The organism is Paractinoplanes abujensis (assembly GCF_014204895.1).
GTDB classification, from domain to species: Bacteria; Actinomycetota; Actinomycetes; order Mycobacteriales; family Micromonosporaceae; genus Actinoplanes; species Actinoplanes abujensis.
In genome coordinates, this window is the sequence record NZ_JACHMF010000001.1 from 5,569,142 (window position 1) to 5,586,248 (window position 17,107).

General features: G+C 72.1%; 18 protein-coding genes. 9 read left to right on the forward strand and 9 right to left on the reverse strand.

Annotated features, from left to right (window positions below; genetic code table 11):
* Positions 1-653 precede the first annotated feature (653 nt).
* The 4 genes from BKA14_RS25325 (at position 654) to BKA14_RS25340 (ending at position 3,735) form a co-directional block, all read left to right on the forward strand.
* Positions 654-962, forward strand: coding sequence for a hypothetical protein (locus BKA14_RS25325; protein ID WP_239093471.1), 309 nt, complete (start codon positions 654-656; stop codon positions 960-962).
* 207 nt (positions 963-1,169) lie between these two features.
* Entirely contained in the window at positions 1,170-2,018 is an 849-nt protein-coding gene (locus BKA14_RS25330; protein WP_239093488.1) for a GDSL-type esterase/lipase family protein, read from the forward strand.
* A 59-nt stretch (positions 2,019-2,077) separates the two neighbouring features.
* Complete coding sequence (locus BKA14_RS25335) at positions 2,078-2,590, forward strand: SigE family RNA polymerase sigma factor (RefSeq protein WP_184953358.1); 513 nt, start codon at positions 2,078-2,080, stop codon at positions 2,588-2,590.
* On the forward strand, positions 2,587-3,735 hold the full coding sequence (locus tag BKA14_RS25340) for a hypothetical protein (protein ID WP_184953359.1): 1,149 nt from the start codon (positions 2,587-2,589) through the stop codon (positions 3,733-3,735). Before BKA14_RS25335 ends, BKA14_RS25340 begins: the two co-directional genes overlap by 4 nt.
* On the opposite strand, the gene BKA14_RS25345 is transcribed toward BKA14_RS25340, so the two are convergent.
* The 6 genes from BKA14_RS25345 to BKA14_RS25370 all read right to left on the reverse strand — a co-directional run bounded on the left by BKA14_RS25345 (position 3,732) and on the right by BKA14_RS25370 (position 8,983).
* On the reverse strand, positions 3,732-4,814 hold the full coding sequence (locus tag BKA14_RS25345; protein ID WP_184953360.1) for a hypothetical protein: 1,083 nt from the start codon (positions 4,812-4,814) through the stop codon (positions 3,732-3,734). The two genes, BKA14_RS25340 and BKA14_RS25345, sit on opposite strands and share 4 nt — an antisense overlap.
* A gap of 72 nt (positions 4,815-4,886) precedes the next feature.
* A complete protein-coding gene (locus BKA14_RS25350) occupies positions 4,887-5,579 on the reverse strand; it encodes an anti-sigma factor family protein (protein WP_184953361.1) in 693 nt (230 codons plus the stop codon).
* Entirely contained in the window at positions 5,576-6,037 is a 462-nt protein-coding gene (locus BKA14_RS25355; protein ID WP_184953362.1) for a sigma factor-like helix-turn-helix DNA-binding protein, read from the reverse strand. The genes BKA14_RS25350 and BKA14_RS25355 overlap by 4 nt, the downstream gene beginning before the upstream one ends.
* Positions 6,037-7,779, reverse strand: coding sequence for a beta-propeller fold lactonase family protein (locus BKA14_RS25360; protein ID WP_239093473.1), 1,743 nt, complete (start codon positions 7,777-7,779; stop codon positions 6,037-6,039). Before BKA14_RS25360 ends, BKA14_RS25355 begins: the two co-directional genes overlap by 1 nt.
* A gap of 107 nt (positions 7,780-7,886) precedes the next feature.
* Positions 7,887-8,381, reverse strand: a complete 495-nt coding sequence (locus tag BKA14_RS25365) for a TspO/MBR family protein (RefSeq protein WP_184953364.1) — start codon at positions 8,379-8,381, stop codon at positions 7,887-7,889.
* A 47-nt stretch (positions 8,382-8,428) separates the two neighbouring features.
* Positions 8,429-8,983 (reverse strand): NAD(P)-binding domain-containing protein, encoded by a 555-nt coding sequence (locus BKA14_RS25370; protein WP_184953365.1) that lies wholly within the window; start codon positions 8,981-8,983, stop codon positions 8,429-8,431.
* Positions 8,984-9,241: 258 nt separating this feature from the next.
* Between BKA14_RS25370 and BKA14_RS25375 the strand changes: the two genes are divergently transcribed.
* From BKA14_RS25375 to BKA14_RS25395, 5 genes are read left to right on the forward strand one after another with little or no spacing between them, the layout of a single operon-like run.
* Positions 9,242-10,087: a S1C family serine protease gene (locus BKA14_RS25375; RefSeq protein WP_239093475.1), complete on the forward strand. Its 846-nt coding sequence runs from the start codon at positions 9,242-9,244 to the stop codon at positions 10,085-10,087.
* A 27-nt stretch (positions 10,088-10,114) separates the two neighbouring features.
* Entirely contained in the window at positions 10,115-11,131 is a 1,017-nt protein-coding gene (locus tag BKA14_RS25380) for an AAA family ATPase (RefSeq protein WP_438861902.1), read from the forward strand.
* 1 nt (position 11,132) lies between these two features.
* Complete coding sequence (locus BKA14_RS25385; protein WP_184953366.1) at positions 11,133-12,017, forward strand: DUF58 domain-containing protein; 885 nt, start codon at positions 11,133-11,135, stop codon at positions 12,015-12,017.
* Positions 12,018-12,974, forward strand: a complete 957-nt coding sequence (locus BKA14_RS25390; protein WP_184953367.1) for a vWA domain-containing protein — start codon at positions 12,018-12,020, stop codon at positions 12,972-12,974.
* Positions 12,974-14,038, forward strand: a complete 1,065-nt coding sequence (locus tag BKA14_RS25395; protein ID WP_184953368.1) for a vWA domain-containing protein — start codon at positions 12,974-12,976, stop codon at positions 14,036-14,038. The genes BKA14_RS25390 and BKA14_RS25395 overlap by 1 nt, the downstream gene beginning before the upstream one ends.
* Here the strand turns inward: BKA14_RS25395 and BKA14_RS25400 are convergent.
* The 3 genes from BKA14_RS25400 to mptB are packed head-to-tail and all read right to left on the reverse strand — an operon-like array spanning position 14,017 to position 17,014.
* Positions 14,017-14,493 carry an NUDIX domain-containing protein gene (locus BKA14_RS25400; protein WP_184953369.1) on the reverse strand — a complete coding sequence of 159 codons (477 nt, stop codon included), beginning with the start codon at positions 14,491-14,493 and terminating at the stop codon, positions 14,017-14,019. The genes BKA14_RS25395 and BKA14_RS25400 overlap by 22 nt on opposite strands.
* Complete coding sequence (locus BKA14_RS25405) at positions 14,490-15,653, reverse strand: glycosyltransferase 87 family protein (RefSeq protein ID WP_184953370.1); 1,164 nt, start codon at positions 15,651-15,653, stop codon at positions 14,490-14,492. Before BKA14_RS25405 ends, BKA14_RS25400 begins: the two co-directional genes overlap by 4 nt.
* Positions 15,650-17,014 (reverse strand): polyprenol phosphomannose-dependent alpha 1,6 mannosyltransferase MptB, encoded by a 1,365-nt coding sequence (gene mptB / locus BKA14_RS25410; protein WP_184953371.1) that lies wholly within the window; start codon positions 17,012-17,014, stop codon positions 15,650-15,652. The genes BKA14_RS25405 and mptB overlap by 4 nt, the downstream gene beginning before the upstream one ends.
* Positions 17,015-17,107 lie beyond the last annotated feature (93 nt).

A 17,107-nucleotide genomic window follows, 5' to 3' on the forward strand; every position in this document is an offset into this window, starting at 1 on the left:
CGTGTCCGGGCCATCCACGCCGTCGCCACCCGCGAGACTGGCCCGTCACCGCCAGCACGTGTCTGGCCCCCGCCCCGTCGCGCCCCCACGTGTCCGGGCCGTCTCCGCGAGTCCGGGCCACCCGCGCCAATCCAGGGCCGCCCACGCCGTCGCCGCCCGCGCAAGACCGGCCCGGCACCGCCCGCACGTGTCTGGCCCCCGCCCCGTCGCGCCCCCACGTGTCCGGGCCGTCTCCGCGAGTCCGGGCCACCCGCGCCAATCCAGGGCCGCCCACGCCGTCGCCGCCCGCGCAAGACCGGCCCGGCACCGCCCGCACGTGCCCGGACCGCCCGCCCGTCGCGCCCCCACGTGTCCGGGCCGTCTCCGCGAGTCCGGGCCACCCGCGCCAATCCAGGGCCGCCCACGCCGTCGCCGCCCGCGCAAGACCGGCCCGGCACCGCCCGCACCTGCCGGGCCATCCGCCCGTCGAGCCCGCGCGAGTCCCGGCCGCCCGCGCCAGTCCGGGCCGCCCGCGCGGGACCAGGCCGTTCACGCCGTCGCCGCCCGCGCGGGACCAGACCGTCAACGCCGTCACCGCCCGCGCGGCTCCGGGCCGTCCGCTCTCTGCGGCCGCCCGAGCGTTTTCGCCGGGCCGGGCGGGGAATGCCCCTCTCATGCAGCCCGAGACCCCGTCGCACGCCTTGCCGATCGCCCGTGTCAACGTGGGCATGTCCGTCGCCGACTCGGCCGGGGAGGAGGTCGGCACGGTGACGGCCGTGCAGATGCCGGGCACGGACGTGCGGCCCGAGCTCGCCGCCGGGGACGCTGAGCGGCTGGTCAGCGCCGGCTATCTGCGCATCGACGGCAGCGGCCTGTTCGCCAAGGACCTGTTCGCGGCCGGCGACCAGATCGCGGGGTCGGTCGAGGGCGAACCCGCCACTGTCACTTTGAACGTCTTGCGGGAGGACCTCGCGCACGCCTGAGTGACCACCCACCACGGCCGGAGCCCGCGTTACGGCCCGTAAGTCGGCACACGCGTGCGAGGCGGGCCCTGAGCAGGGCCGATGCGGTTGCGGACGGTCGGGACGCGTACGGGAGCAGCGGTTTCTCGTACGTGGCGTGGGCCCTCTTCACTGGCCTTCATGACATATCGTGCCGGAGTGACTGCATCGCGTGACTCTGGAGGGTTGATCGTGCGCCGGTGGCATGGGGTGGCGTTGGCCGGTCTCGCGGTGTTCGCGCTGGCCTGTGAGGCGGGCGCGGGTGGCACCGGCGGTGGCGATCCTGAACCGACGGGCGCGCCACCCAAGGGCTACCCGTCGTCGATGGCGGCGCTCGGCGACTCGATCACGGCCGGGTTCGGCAGCTGCGGGGCGTTCCTGGTGTGCGGGCGCAACTCGTGGGCCACCGGCACGGCCGACGCGGTGGACAGTCACTATCGGCGCATCCTGGCCAAGAATCCGCGGATCAAAGGCAAGGCGCGCAACTTCGCCCGGCCGGGTGCGCGCGCGAGCGACCTGTCCGGTCAGGTCGCGCAGGCGATCGACATGAAGGCGCAGTACGTGACGATCCTGATCGGAGCGAACGACGCCTGCGCCGGCTCGACCGCCGCGATGACCTCGGTGCCGACGTTCCGCAGCCGGATCGACCGCGGGCTGAACCGGCTCAAGAAGGGCCTGCCCAAGGCGAACGTGCTGGTCGCGGGCGTGCCCGACGTCTATCGGCTGTGGCAGCAGGGCCGCAAGAACGATCGCGCCGTGCGGGCCTGGCAGCGGTTCGACACGTGCCCGTCGATGCTGGCCGACTCCACGTCGACCAGCGAGACGGCCGACCAGCGCCGGCGCACTGTGCGCGCCCGGGTCAACGACTACAACGACCAGCTGGCCGCGGCGTGCGCGAAATACGGCAGTCGGTGCCGCTGGGACGACGACCCGCACGAGGCCGGCTTCAGCCTCGATCTGGTCAACCAGGTCGACTATTTTCATCCGAACGCCGAGGGCCAGGCCGAACTGGCCGACCTGACGTACGGCTTCAAATAGCCTGCAACCCTTTACGGACCCCGCGCCGACATAGAGGCAACAGGACGGGGAGGAACCGGATGCGGGCCGACGAGGATCGGGAGTACGTCGAATATGTGCGGGTGCGGCTGCCGCGCCTGCACCGCATGGCGTACATGCTGTGCGCGGACGCGCATCAGGCCGACGACATCGTGCAGGCCACGCTGACCGCGCTCTACGTGCACTGGCGCCGGGCGGCCAAGGCCGACAACCTCGACGGGTACGTCCACCGGATCATGGTGCGGCGTTACCTGGACGAGCGTCGCCGCCGGTGGTCGCGGGTGTTGCTGGGCGATCACGTGCCGGACGCGGCGGAGGCCGCGCCGGGGGCCGACGCCGGGTTCGGTGAGCGGGATGTGCTGGTCGCCGCGCTGCGGGCGCTGCCCAAGGGGCAACGAGCAGTGGTGGTGCTGCGCTATTTCAGCGACCTGACCGTCGAGCAGACGGCCGAGGCGCTGGGCTGCTCGACCGGCAACGTCAAGAGCCAGTGCGCGCGTGGGCTGGCCACTCTCCGCGGAGCGATGGCCCGGGTGGCCGAAAGGGAGCGGTCGTGAACGACGACGAACAGCAACTGCGGGAGCAGCTCGAAGCGATCACCGCACCGCCCAGCCGGTTGGAGGCGGAGGCCCTGCTGGAGGCGGGGCGGCGCCGGTCCTTTCGCCGCCGCACGTGGCAGGCGGCGGGCGGGGTGGCGCTCGCGACCACGGGCGTCGTGGTGGCGGTGCCCCTGGTGATGCGGGACGCTGCGCCACCCCCGCCGACGGCCGCGGTCGTCGCCGGGACGCCGTCGGCGAGGACCGTCGCCTGCACCAGCAAGGCGCTGCGTCTGCCGCCGGGCGCGAAGGAGGCCACGGCGGACGGTGTCGACCCCTCGGGGCGCTACATCATCGGCCACGACAGCGCGGGCCAGGATTTCCGGCCGATCCTGTGGACGGATGGTGTGCCCAAGCGACTGCCCCAGAAGGAGAAGTCGGTTCAGCTGACGACCGTGAACGCGCGCGGTGTGGTGGCCGGTCTGGCCACCGAGGGCAACAGCGACTACGTCTTCCGGTACGACAACGGCCGCTTCACCCGGCTGAAGCCGCCGTCCGGCCGGTGGCACGTCTACCCGTGGCCGATGATGAACGCCGCGGGCGACATCGTGATCAACGCCGAGCCCGAGGGCAACATCGAGGGCAAGGACAGCATCGCGCTGTACTGGAAGGCGGGCACGACGACCGCGGTCAAGCTGCCGTTGCCGACGGAGGCCAACGTCTACGACATCACCGACGACGGCACCATTGTCGGCGGCACCTTCGTCGACGGCGAGGGCCGGGAGGCGTACGCGTGGGATCTCACCGGCAAGGGCCGCAAGCTGACCGCGCCGGACGACAGCCGGGCGATCGCCTACGCGGCCGAGGGCAACTGGGCCACCGGCGGCCTGTGGCGCGGCAACTCGGACGGTAAGGCCGTCCTGTGGGACCTGCGGACCGGCGAACTCACCAAGCTCGACGGCCCCGGTCCGGGTGACGCCGTCAACAAGGACGGGTGGGTGGTGTCCACGGGCACGGCGTTCCGCAACGGCGAGCCGCTCGAATTGCCCGTCCCGAAGGGCCGTGACGTCTTCCCACGGGGCGTCTCCAACACGGGCCTGATCGTCGGGCACACCAGTGCGCAGGACGACAACGGGCTCTCCGAACCCCGGACGTGGCAGTGCTAGCGACGGCGTGACGACGGCGGGGCGGCCCACACGAACCGGGGGGCGGCGGCCGGGAGGGCCAGGGCACGGTAGCTCGGCTCGACCGGCCGCCCCCGGTCCGGCGGGCGCCAGATCGGCGGCGGGCCCCACCAGATGACCCGCTCGCCGGTCGGCTGGGGCAGCACGGGCAACGGGGGTGCACCCAGCGCGGGCCGGGGGGCCTGCGGCGGCAACGCCTTGGCCGGCTCCTCGGCCGGGGCCCCCTCCACGTGGGTGGCGTGGGTGGCGGGCGCGGTGGCCAGCACGATCGCGGCACCGACGGTGAGCACGCAGGCGATGCCCGCGGGCAGCAGCCAGCCCTCGCGGACCGTGTCGCCGAGGAAGACCACGGCCACGACGGACGGCGCCATCACCTCGGCCGTCCAGTGGATCGCGGTGACCGGGCCGACGTCGCCGTGCTGCAACGCATGGGCGTACAGGGTCATGCCGGTGCCCGCGAAGACCAGCAGCGCGGCGGTGAGCGGCTCGGTGAGCAGGGTCAGCGCGGTCTCACCGGCCCCCGCGCCCTCGGGGATCGGCAGCGAGCGCCCGACCAGGGCAGCGCCGCCGAGCGAGAGGCCGGCGCAGGCCGCGATGACCCCGCCGGGCGCGTCGACCTTGACGGCGCCGTAGCCGACCAGCACCATCGCGGCGGCCGCGCCGCACAACGCGAAGCGCAGCTCGCCGGGGGTGTGCACCTCGTGCTGGGGGGCGGCCGAGAGCGCCAGGAAGGTCAGCGAGACGATCGTGACGAGAACGGCTGCGGAGTCGCGCTTGCGCAGGCGGGATCCGAGCCAGATGCGCGCGCCGAGCACGGTCAGCGCGAGCGACCCGGCCAGGATGGACTCGACGACGTAGACCGCGAGCGACTGCAACGCGATGATGGCGCCGACCCAGGCCAGGATGTCGAAGAAGATGCCGGCCAGGTAGAGCGGGTGGGCCATGGTCTGGGCCGTGCCACTGCTCTTGCGGGCGCCGAGGGCCTGCAGGATCGAGGCGGTCGCGTAACAGAGCGAGCCGAAGATGACGATCGACAACGCGACCCATCCGGCGCCGGTCATTGCCGGGACCAGACGCCGTCACGCTGAGTCGATCGAGCAACCACGATTTGATGATATGCGTGCCGGGCTGTTCTAGATAGTGGCCGTGGCCAGAACCTGTCCCGCGTACGTCTCCACCTGAACCGCTGCCACGTCGGCCGGAGCCACCAGCGCGCTGCCGTCGACGGTGGTGCCCTCACTCGCTGCGGCCTCGCTGACCAGCCAGCTGCCGGCGAACTCGCGGCGCCCGTCGTTGGCCACGACGAACAGGCGGCACTGGGAGCCGGCGGGCACCCCGGCCACCGTGGCGCTGAGCCGCACCCAGCCCGCGGCCGGGGTCATCGTCACGTTCACGGCGGTGCCGGTTGTCTTGTCGAGCGCGGTCAGGACCCGGGGTGCGGCCGCACCGGCCGCTGCCGCCACCGTCTGCGCATCCGGCTCGGGCGCTGTCGTCCGGCCCGCGTACAGGCCGCCGGCCAGCGCCACCACCGCCGCCGCGACCCCGGCCAGCGTCCACAGCGCACCGCGCCGCCGATCGTGCCCGCGACGCTCGTCGCGGACCTGCCGCAAAGTCTTGTGCAGCAGCATCTCGCCGTCGGGGGGCGGGCCCTCCAGGAACGCCTCGGGCGGGATCTCGCCCAGCCGCTCCTCCATCTCCCGCAGGTCGCCCACTTCGCGACGGCACTGCGGGCAGTCCTCGACGTGGGCGTGCACGGCCGCCCACTCGTCGTCGTCGAGCACCCCCAGGGCGTACGCCCCGAGCTGCTCGGTCTGGTGCCCGTTCATGTGACTCCCGTCGGTTCGGCGGCGTGCACCGCCTCCCGCAACCGGCGCAACGCCTGATAGCTGCGGGACTTCACCGTCTCGGCCGGAAGACCGAGCGACGCCGCCGCCTCTTTGACGTCACGCCCCTGGAAGTACAACTGGTTCAATACCTCGCGTTGTTCGGGCGCAAGGGTGCCGACGGCGACGAGCATCCCCATCGGCCCGGCCGGCACCGCCGGCACGCCCTGCTCGGTGGCCACGGCGCGGACGATCGGGAAAAGATGCGCCCGTACGGCTCCCCTGTCCTCACTGAGGGCTTCGCTCTGCGACCAGGCGCGCAGCAACGTTTCGCGAACGATCTCCTCGGCCCGCGCACGGTCGCCGCTGAGCCGGGTCGCGTACGCCAGCAGGGCCGCCCCGTGCTCAGCGAACAGCCGCCGGACCAGCACCTCGCCGGCCGTGCGGTCGCGTCGGCTCACTACTGCCCTACTTTGAGGACGGAGATCGTGTTGTCGCCGCCGTTTGACACGTACGCCAGGCGGCCGTCGGGCGAGACCCCGACCGTACGGGGGCTCTTGCCGACTTTGATCGTCGCGGTGACCGTGCCGGTGCGGCCGTTGAGGACCGAGACCGTGCCGTCGAGCTCGTTCACGACATATCCGTACCGGCTGTCGGTCGAGAAGGCAACGCTCTGCGGATCCCGGCCGACCTTGAACGGGCCGGTGCGTTTGAGGGTGACCGTGTCGATCAGGTCGGCCGTGTCGGCCTCGTAACCCGCGACCAGCGCCATCCGCCCGTCCGGGGAGACCGCGATGCTGTGCGGCGCCTTCGACACCCCGATGTTGCGGATCACCGTGTTGGACCGCATGTCGATCACCGAGACCGCGTTGGACTCGTGGTTGGCCGTGAACGCGCGCATCTGGTCGCCGGAGAAGCCCACCGCGTGCGGGTTCGGGCGCACCGGCAACTCCGACTCCATCCGCAGCGTGCCTGGGCTGAAGATCTCGAGCCGCCCGTCGCTGTGGATCGGCACCCAGAGCTTGTTGTCGGGCGCCACAGCCAGCGTGTACGGCATGTGACCGGTGTCCAGGTAGCGCACGACCTTGCGGCTGGCCGCGTCGACGACCGCCACGCCGCTGCCGGTGTGCTTGTCGTCCTCGTACATGGAGGCGAACACCGTCCGGCCGTCCCGCGACACGGCCACGAAACGCGGCGTGTTGCGCAGCTGCACCGAGGAGACCTTGCGGGTTGCGGCGTCCACGACCGACAGGATGCGGCTGTTCTGGTTGGCGACATAGACCGTACGGCCGTCGGGTGAGACCACCACGCCCTCGGGCTCGGCCCCGACCCGGATCGTGCCGACCACCAGCGGCCGGGCGACGCTCTTGACCCGCGCGGCGGCCAGCGGAACCTTCGAGATCGCGGGGGCCGGCGTCTCCTTGAGCTGGGCGGTGGCGGGCTGCTCGGTGGGCGCCGGCGCGGCCACGAGCGGGGCACTCGGTTCGCGGCGATCGTCGAGCAGGGTCATCGCGACCCCCGCCCCGCCCAGCACGACCAGCGAGGTGAGGATCGCGACGAGGATCGTGGTGCCGATCTGGCGCCGGGCCGGCGGGGGCGGCGCGGGCAGAACGGTGACGCGGGCCGGGCCGTAGCCGCCGGCCACCATGCCCCCGTCGTACGTGCGCAGACCCTCGGGTTCGCCGCCGCGCGAGGTGCCGTAGTCGTTCCGGGCGGCCGGCGCGCTGGTGGCGGCCGCGAACGGGACCGCGGCGCCGGCGACCTGGCCCGTGACGCGGACGTCGGCCCAGCCCGCCGGGCCGCGCACGGTCACCGAGCCGTCCAGCCAGTCCGAACGGGGCAACCACATGATCCGCAGCGTGCGCTCGTGCAGCATCGCGCGCAGGCCCGGCCCCGACACGGTGACAGTGGCCCCGGCGACGGCCAGCGGTGGGCCCTCGACCCGCACGTCGGCGACCAGGCGCGGCGTCTCGGCGGCGACCGTGCCGAAATCGATGCGCTCGGGGTCAAGCCGTACGGAAGTCCGTTCCAGCGCGGCGGTCGCGGCAGCCGAAACGGCGCGGCTGTCGTCCTCGGTCATCTGCTGCAACGCCTGCCGGGCGGCATGCGCCAGCGTGAGGTCGGCGCCCCGGGCCAGCCGGGCCAGCCCGTCGATCCCGGCCAGACGAGACTCCCGGATCGGACTGCCGATCTCGGTCAACACACTCTGCGGTAGCCCAGTTTCACTCATAGTGTCCCCGCGATCATCATGCGGTGACGACCGTCCTCAAGGGAAGACACAGAGCGAAGTTGGCATCAGTTTTTGCGGTCTTACGTGTTGAGCTGCCAGATCGCCAGGTTGAGCGCCGCGGCGTAGCTGACCCAGGCCCAGTACGGCAGCAGAAGCAGGGCGGCCGCGCGGCGCACGCGCCAGAACGACACCACCGTGGCCCCGATCAGCAGCCACATCGCGACGATGTCGGCGAAGGCCAGACCGTACTGCCCGGCGCCGAAGAACAGCGGCGTCCAGATCGCGTTGAGCACGAGCTGCGCCGAATAGAGCCACAGCGGCAGCGTGAAGCCCACGCGCTGCCAGGCCAGCCAGCCGGCCACAGCGATCATGACGTAGAGCACGGTCCAGACCGGCCCGAACAACCACGACGGCGGGGCCCAGGCGGGCTGCTCCAGACCGTTGTACTCGGAGCTGGTGCCGGACACGCCGAGCCCACCGATCGCGGCCGCCACGAACACCGCCACCCCGAACCCGGCCAGCGCCGGCCAGCGATGACGGTGGGGTTCCCGCAGGCGCATCGTGGCTTGGCTCATATCCGGCTAATGCCCCCACCGGACGAAAGGAAACTGTCGTACGCAGCTCAGAGCTTCTCCGGCGGCGCCATCCGGTAGACGAACTCGCCCAGCCCGGACCGGGCGATGCCGAACAGCACGCCGGCCAGACCCTCCTGGGTCGAGGCCGCGGTCAGCTGACCCAGGCGGACCGCTTCGTAGCCCGCTTCGTGACTGAGCTGCTCGACCACGTCCTGCGTCTCGTCGTCGCCGGACCACAGGTTGCTCGGCCAGGCCCGGGCATCGATCACCCGGTCGAAGAGCGAAGCGAAGTTGGCGTTGAACGCTTTGGCCGTCGGGCCGCCGGTCACCGACTTGACGAACTCGGCGTTCGAGGCGAATCCGGCCGGAGGTTTGGCGCCGCCGTAGAGGTTCGTGGCGTCGAGCACCGTCCGGCCCTCGAGCCCGACGACCGAGGCCAGGGCCGCCTCCACCACGTCCCCGGGCACGGCGAGCAGCACCACCTCCGAAGCGCCGACGTCGCCACCACCCCGCCCGAGCCGGGTCACGTGGTGCCCGCTGCTCTCCCACCGGCCGGCCAGTCCGCCACCGAGAGTGCCTCGTCCGATCACCGTGATATTCATGTCTCCCCTTCCGAGCCGATGCGGCGCCCGTTGTCAGCGGGGCCGCCACACGTACGGGTGCGATCTCACAGCCTGTTGTAGGCACAGGGTCAAGCCCGGCCCACGTCTTGTCCGCCCACCATGGCCTCGGTGACTCCTTCCGGAGAACTACTGCTTACGCCGCGAACCCGCTCCGGCCGAAACATTCACAGCGTTCGCGGATGGGCACAAACGGCACTCGTTGATGGAGTTTTGAGAAATCGCTCCTACAGTCGATGGATGGAGATGGAGGTGCTCCGGCCCGCGGGCGGTGAGCAGACACCACCCACGGCCGCGGAACCGCGGCCGCCCGCCTGGTGGAAAAGGGCGGAATTGCGGCGCAAGCTCCTCATCGGCGCGGTCGTCGTGTGGGCCGTGGCCATCACGGGTGTCGTGCTGTTCCGGGGCGGAAGCGGCGGCTCCGAGGCGCCGGCCCAAGGTCTTCCCTCCGCGGCGCCCTCGTCGGAGGGACCGCTCACTGTGCCGCAGGTCTATCAGGCGTTGCGCCCCTCGGTGGTGCTGATCAAGGCGACCGGAAGCGGGCAGGGCGCCGACTCGGGGACGGGCACGATCGTCAACGCCGACGGCACCATTCTCACGGCTTTCCACGTGATCGAGGGAGCCAGGAGCATCACGGTCTCGTACGCGGACGGCACCGAGTCGCCGGCCGCGGTGGCCTCGCAGGACCAGAAGCAGGACATCGCGACCCTCACCCCGGAGAAACTGCCCGAGACGTTGGTGCCCGCGGTGCTCGGCGGTGGCGCCGGGATCGGCGACGACGTGGTGGCCATCGGCAACCCGCTGGGGCTGACCGCGACCACGACCAGCGGCGTCGTCTCCGGGCTGGAGCGAACGCTCAGCCGTGACCGGGGCGGCGACATCGCAGGGCTCATCCAGTTCGACGCGGCGGTCAACCCGGGCAGTTCGGGCGGGCCCCTCATCAACGATCAAGGCCAGGTCATCGCGGTCGTGGTCGCCCTGGCCAACCCGACCGACGCCGGCACTTTCATCGGCATCGGCTTCGCCGTCCCGATCGGCTCCGCGCTGGGGGCCGGCGCGGGCGACGGGCAGAACCCACCGCTGTAGGACCTGGAAGAACAGAGGGACGGACGGATGAACATGCCGGCACGCGGCGCCTACCACTGGACCGACGCCCCGCCGGCCTCGGCCGGACCCGTCGAGAAGGTGCTCTACGAGGTCAAGAAGACCATCGTGGGTCAGGACATGCTGCTCGAGCGGCTGCTCGTGGCGCTGCTGGCGCGGGGGCACATCCTGGTCGAGGGGGTGCCCGGTCTGGCCAAGACGCTGGCCGTGAAGTCGCTGGCCGAGGCGATCGGCGGCGAGTTCCACCGGGTGCAGTTCACCCCCGACCTGGTGCCGGCCGACATCGTGGGCACCCGTGTCTATCACCAGCCCACCGGGGAGTTCCAGGTGCAGCTGGGCCCGGTCTTCACCAACCTGCTGCTGGCCGACGAGATCAACCGGGCGCCCGCGAAGGTGCAGTCGGCGCTGCTCGAGGTCATGCAGGAACGGCAGGTCACGATCGGTCGCGACACCCACAAGGTGCCCAACCCGTTCCTGGTCATGGCCACGCAGAACCCGATCGAGACCGAGGGCACCTATCCGCTGCCGGAGGCGCAGACCGACCGGTTCATGATGAAGGTGGTCGTCGGCTATCCGAGCGTGACCGAGGAGTTCGTCGTCGTCGAGCGGGCGCTCGGCACGGCCGCGGTCATCCAGCGCATCATCGACCCCGAGACGCTCGTCGGGCTGCAACGACAGGCCGACCAGGTGTACGTCGACCCGTCGCTGATCGAGTTCGCGGTGCAGCTGGCCCACGCCACCCGAGAACCGGCGCGCATCGGCCTGACCGACCTGACCCGGTACGTGACGTTCGGGGCGAGTCCCCGCTCGTCGATCAGCCTCGTGCTGGCGGGCCGTGCGCTCGCGTTCATCCGGGGACGCGAATACGTCGTACCGGAAGATCTGACCGATTTGGCGCTGGACGTGATGCGGCATCGGCTCGTGCTGTCGTACGAGGCGCTCTCGGACGATGTGACGGCCGACGTGATCCTGCAGAAGGTCCTGGCCAACGTGGCGGTTCCCGAGCCGGCCGGGCGGGGACGCTGACATGACGCCGGCCCCGGACCGGCTGCTCCGGCGCCTGGAGTGGCGGCTCGGCCGGCGCCTCGACGGGCGGCTGCAGGGCAACTACCGCACGGTGTGGCACGGCGCCGGCATCGACTTCACCGACCTGCGGCTGTACGCGGCCGAGGACGACGTGCGGCACATCGACTGGAACGTCACCGCGCGGCTGGACGAGCCGTACGTGCGGCAGTACACCGAGGATCGGGAGCTGACGGCGTGGCTGGTGATCGACCGGTCGGCGTCGATGCGGTTCGGCCGCGAAAAAGGCAAGGAGTCGACGGCCACCGAGCTGGCCGCGAGCATCGCGCGGCTGATCTCGCGGGGTGGCAACCGGGTCGGGGCGATCCTGTTCGACAACCTCAGCCACCACGTGATCCCGCCCCGCGGCGGCCGCGACCAGGTCTTGCGGATCACCCGTGAGCTGCTGCGGCCCACGCCCCCGGACAAGCCGGGCCGGACGACCGACCTGTCGGCGATGCTGCAGCTGGCCGCGGCCACCACGGCCAAGCGGCGCAGCCTGGTCTTCGTGATGAGCGACTTCATCGGCGACCCCGGCTGGGACCGGCCGCTGGCCCGGCTCACCCACCGGCACGAGGTCGTGGTGATCCGGGTGGTCGACCCGGCCGAGGTCGAGCTGCCCGACCTCGGCGTGATCCTGGTCGAGGACGCCGAGACCGGTGAGCAGCTGCTGGTCGACACGAGCGACCCGCTGCTGCGGGGGCGGCTGGCCGAGCAGGCCGGGGCCCGCGAGGACGAGCTGGCCGCGGGCATGCGGCGGGCCGGGGTCCGCGCCCAGCGCGTCACCACCGATCAGGACCTGCTGGCGGCGCTGGTCGACATGGTCGGCCGTTCGGGCCGGAGGCGCTGAGTGAGCTTCCTCTATCCGGCTGTGCCGGCGGTCGCGCTGCTCGTCACCGTCGCGGCCGTGGCGGCGTACGGGAATCTGCAGAAACGACGAACCGCGGCGCTGCGCCGGGCCGGGTTGGCGCCGCCGGGGAGAATCAAACGGCATCTCCCGTACGGGCTGATCCTGCTCGCCCTGCCGATCCTGCTCGTGGGCCTGGGCCGCCCGTCGGCGGAGGTCACCACGCCCCGCGTGTCGGGGACGGTGCTGCTGGCTTTCGACGTGTCGAACAGCATGCGGGCCGAGGACGTGACGCCGTCGCGGCTCACCGCGGCCCAGACGGCGGCGAAACAGTTCGTCGAGGAACAGCCGGGCACGGTCGACGTGGGGGTGCTCGTCTTCGGTGATCAGGCGCTGCTGACCCAGGCCCCGACCGACGACCACGACGCCGCGCTGGCCGCGATCGGGCGGCTCTCAGCGAGCGGCGGCACCTCGCTCGGACAGGCGATCCTGGTCGCGCTGGGCACGATCACCGGCAAGCCGGTCACGCTGCCCGAGGACGGAGCGCCCGCACCCGATCTGGGCTACTGGCCGTCGGCGACGATCGTGGTGTTCTCGGACGGGCAGGAGACCGGCGGGCCCGACGTCGAGGCGGCGGCCGGGCTGGCCGCGGCCGCGGGCGTCCGGATCCAGGCCGTCGGGGTGGGCACCGAGCGCGGCGGGACCGTCGAGGTGGACGGGTTCCAGCTCGGCACCGCGCTCGACGCGTCGCTGCTGACCGCGATGGCCCGGACGACCGGCGGCTCGTACCTGCCGGCCGGCGACGCGAACACGTTGAACGACACGACCAAGTCGATCGACCTGCGGCTGACCGCCAAGAAGGAGCCGCTCGAGCTGACCGCGCCGTTCGCCGGCGCCGCCCTGCTGCTGCTCATGCTGGGGGCCGTGCTCGGCACCCGCTGGCACGGAAGGATCGTCTGATGTCGTTCAGCTGGCCGTGGGCCCTGACCGCGCTGCTCGCGGTGCCGCTGCTGCTGGCGATCCGCTGGTGGTTCAACCGGCGGCGCAAGCGCTCGGCGATCACCGTGTCGAGCGTCGCGCTGATCCGGGCCGCGCTGCCCGGGCGGTCGTCGTGGCGGCGGCGCATCCCGGTCTGGTTGTTCCTGGCCGCGCTGCTCGCTCTCGGGTTCGCGGCGGCCCGGCCCGAGGCGTCGGTCTCGGTGCCGTCGAACAGCACCTCGGTGCTGCTGGCGATCGACGTGTCGGGCTCCATGTGCTCGACCGACGTGCAGCCCAACCGGTTCACGGTGGCCACCGACGCGGCCCGCAAATTCGTCCGCGAGCAGGAGGACGGCACGCGGATCGGGCTGGTCGCGTTCTCCGGCATCGCCGGTCTGCTGGTCGCGCCCACCACCGACAAGGACTCGCTGCTCGACGCCATCGACACCCTCCGGACGGCCCGCGGCACAGCCATCGGGCAGGCGATCCTGACGTCGATCGACGCGATCGCGGAGAGCAACCCGCGGGTGGCCAAGACGGGCGTCGAGCTGACCGGCCCGGGGCAGCTGGGCGACTACGAGCCGGACACGATCGTCGTGCTCACCGACGGGTCCAACACCACCGGCGTCGACCCGGAGACCGCGGCCGAGCAGGCGGCGGCCCGGCGGGTGCGGGTCTACACGATCGGGTTCGGCACGACCGAGCCGGCGCCGATGGTGTGCACGGCCGACCAGATCGGCGGCGACTCCCCGTTCGGCGGCGGCCGGGGCTGGGGTGGCGGCCGGGGCGGCGGACGCAACCAGGAGATCGACGAGCAGGCGCTGACCCAGGTGGCCGACACGACGGGCGGGCGCTACTTCCGGGCCGAGGACGCCGACCAGCTGGTGGACGTGCTGACCGACCTGCCGCGCGAGTTCAACCTGCGCAAGCAGGACGTCGAGATCACGTTCTGGTTCGTGCTGGCGGCGTCGCTGCTGGTGGTGACGGCGGTCGGGCTCAGCCTGTGGTGGAACCGGCCGCAGCCCTACCGGCCCTCCTCGAGATAGAGCAGGGTGCCGGCGGCCCGGGCTTTCCGGGCGGCGGTCATGCGGCGGGCCAGGCGCGGGGCCAGCAGGGTGGCGGCTTCGGCGTCGGTGCACCAGCGGTGGCTGCGTAGCTCGTCGGCGGGCAGGGTGATGTGGGCGGCCTCGTCGGCGGGGAGCACGCCGGCGTCGAAGACGAGCATCAGGCCGTCGGGGCGGCCGGGCTGACCGGGTGGGGGCGGCGACCAGTCGATGACCAGCAGGTCGGTCACGTCGATGGCGAGGCCCAGTTCCTCCCGCAGTTCGCGCCGGACGCCCGTACGGGGTGACTCGCCGGCCTCGACGACGCCGCCGGGGATCTCCCACTCCGGTTTGTAGGTGGGTTCGACCACGAGGAAGCGGCCGGCGTCATCGGTGAGCAGTGCGCCCGCGCCGACCAGCTTGGTGGGCAGGTGCGTCCAGAAGTCGCCCGAGGTCATGCGGGAGACCATAACCGGCCTCCCGGGCGGTCGGCTCGATCCTCGGTGCGGAACGGCAGGGCCACCAGCAGACCGATGCTGATCCACACGTACGTGTTGCTGCCGATCGCGGCCAGGAAACCGTCGGCGCCCGCCCACCACAACCAGACGACGCTGCTGCTCAGGATGACGTAGACGGCGAACAGGGCGGCCAGCCGGCGGCGGGAACCGGCGCGCAGGGCGGCGTCGGTCAGCAGGAACAGGGCGGGCAGCAGCCAGACCAGGTGATGCACCCAGGTGACGGGGCTGATCAGGCAGGCCACGATGCCCGTCGCGGCGAAACCGGCCACGTGGTCGGCCCGCTGCACGCGCAGGAACCACAGCGCCAGGACCAGGGCCACCGCGGCCGGCCAGAACGCGGACGGCAGTTCGAGGCGGGCCACGACGCCGCGCAGCGACTGGTTGGAGACGTATTCGAGGCGGCCGACGCGGTCGGTGTCCCACAGCGCGCCCAGCCAGAACTGGGCCGACGTGGCCGGGGCGACCAGGACGGCCAGCAGGGTGGCGCCCGCGGCGGTGCCGGCGGCCACCGCGGCCGCCCGATACTGCCGGGTCACGATCAGGTAGCCGATGAAAACCACGGGCGTCAGCTTGATGGCCGAGGCGATGCCGATGAAGGCGCCCGCCCACCGCCGGCCCGAGATCAGCGCCCGCAGGTCGAGACAGACGAGCAGGAGCAGGACCAGGTTGACCTGGCCGAAGCTGAACGTGTCACGGGCGGGCTCGAACACCAGCACGGCCAGAAACACCAGCGAGCAGGTCATCCACATCGGCCGGCCGTGCCGCCGCACGACCGGCGCGACGAACCAGCGCAGCAGCAGGACCACGGCCGCGGTGTTGACGACGATGCTGCCGGCCACGGCGACCGGCCAGGAGGTCAACGCGAGCGGGCTCAGGACCAGCGCGGCGAACGGCGGGTAGGTGAAGCCGTACTCGGTGTCGTTGTAGAGGAAGTCGTAGAGATCGCCCCCGTCGAGCAGCCAGTAACGGACCGCGCCGCGATAGACGCCCAGGTCGAAGAACTCGCGGAAGGTCGGCACGGTCACCAGGAACACGCCGACGGCCAGCGCCGCGACGGCCACGATCAAGATCTGCCCGTACGGGCTCAGCGGTCGTCTCATCGGGAAGCCGCCACCCGGTAGACGGCGGGCGAACTCGCCAGGCGTACGCCCGCGAAAACGGCTACGCCCAGCAGCGCGCCCACAGTCGCCAGCAGGAACCGCTCCGCGTCGGCGGCGAACCCGTCGGGCAACACCACCAGCACCAGGACCGCGCAGGCGCCGGCCAGCAGGTGCCGCACCCAGTGCTGCCCGGCCGCGGCGGCCAGCGGCACCAGACCCCAGATCACATACCAGGGGCGCAGCGCCGGGCCGAACGCGACGATCGCCACCAGCACGATGCCGAGACCGTAGAGCGGGCCCAACCGGCTCCGGTAAGTCCACACCAGACCGGCCACGACCAGGACGGCGAGCACACCCAGCCAGCGCCAGAAGCCGACGCCGCCCTCGGTCACGCGGGCCAGCACGTTCGTCAGCGACAGGTTCTGCGGCGAGATCGGGGTGTCGAGGGCGGAGACCCAGCCGTACCCCGTGCCCGCGACCACCGTGAACACGGCGGTCGCGGCGGCCGCCGTCACACCGACCGCGGCCGACGCGCGCAGCCGCGGCCACCGCCCGGGCAGACGCGCCGCCCAGATCACCGCGATCGCCACCAACCCCAGTCCGGCCGGGGCCTTGACCAGCGTCGCCCCCACGACCAGCACGGTGGCGACGATCGGCCGGTCCCGGAGCGCGGCGGCCAGCCCGGCGGCGAGCAGCCCCACCATCAGGGCGTCGTTGTGCGCGCCGCCGACGAAATGGATCAGCACGAGCGGGTTGAGCACGGCCAGCCAGAGCGCCGAAGCGGGATCGATCCCGGCCTGCCGGGCCAGCATGGGCATCACGTAGGCGAGGAGGGCCAGTCCCGCCACGGCCAGCAGCCGCATCAGGATCACGCCGGTCAGCAGGTGCTCCCCGATGGGCGCGGTCATCATGTCGGCCAAGAACAGGAAGACCGGCCCGTACGGGCTGGGGGTGTGCTGCCAGATCTCGGGCACCTGGGCGGCGAAGAAGCCACCGAGCGCCGACGGCCCGGCCCGGTAGACGTCGTAGCCGTCACCCAGCATCACGCCCTGCACGAGGTAGCTGTAGACGTCCCGGCTGAACAGGGGCGGCGCCACCAGCAACGGCGCCGACCACAGGGCAAGCGTCGACCACTCCTGCTCGGCGCGGCTGTGCCGGGTCACCCGGCCGTACCACCACCAGGCCAGAACCAGCAGGGCGAGGCCGCTGTAGACGCCGACGAGCCCGATCCGCACATGCTTGAGCCCCGCGAAGAACGGAACGCCGACCGGCAACGCCCCCGCGCCGAGCCCACCGAGCGCAACCAGACCGGACCCGGCGAACCCCGTGGCCCGCGCCAGGACAGCGTGATCTCTGAACACGGCAGCACCATTTCAATGAAGGGTGTCGCCGCGGGGACGAGACGCCGTCCCCCACATGACGGCCCGATGGCAGGGCCGCCGCTTCCTCGGAGA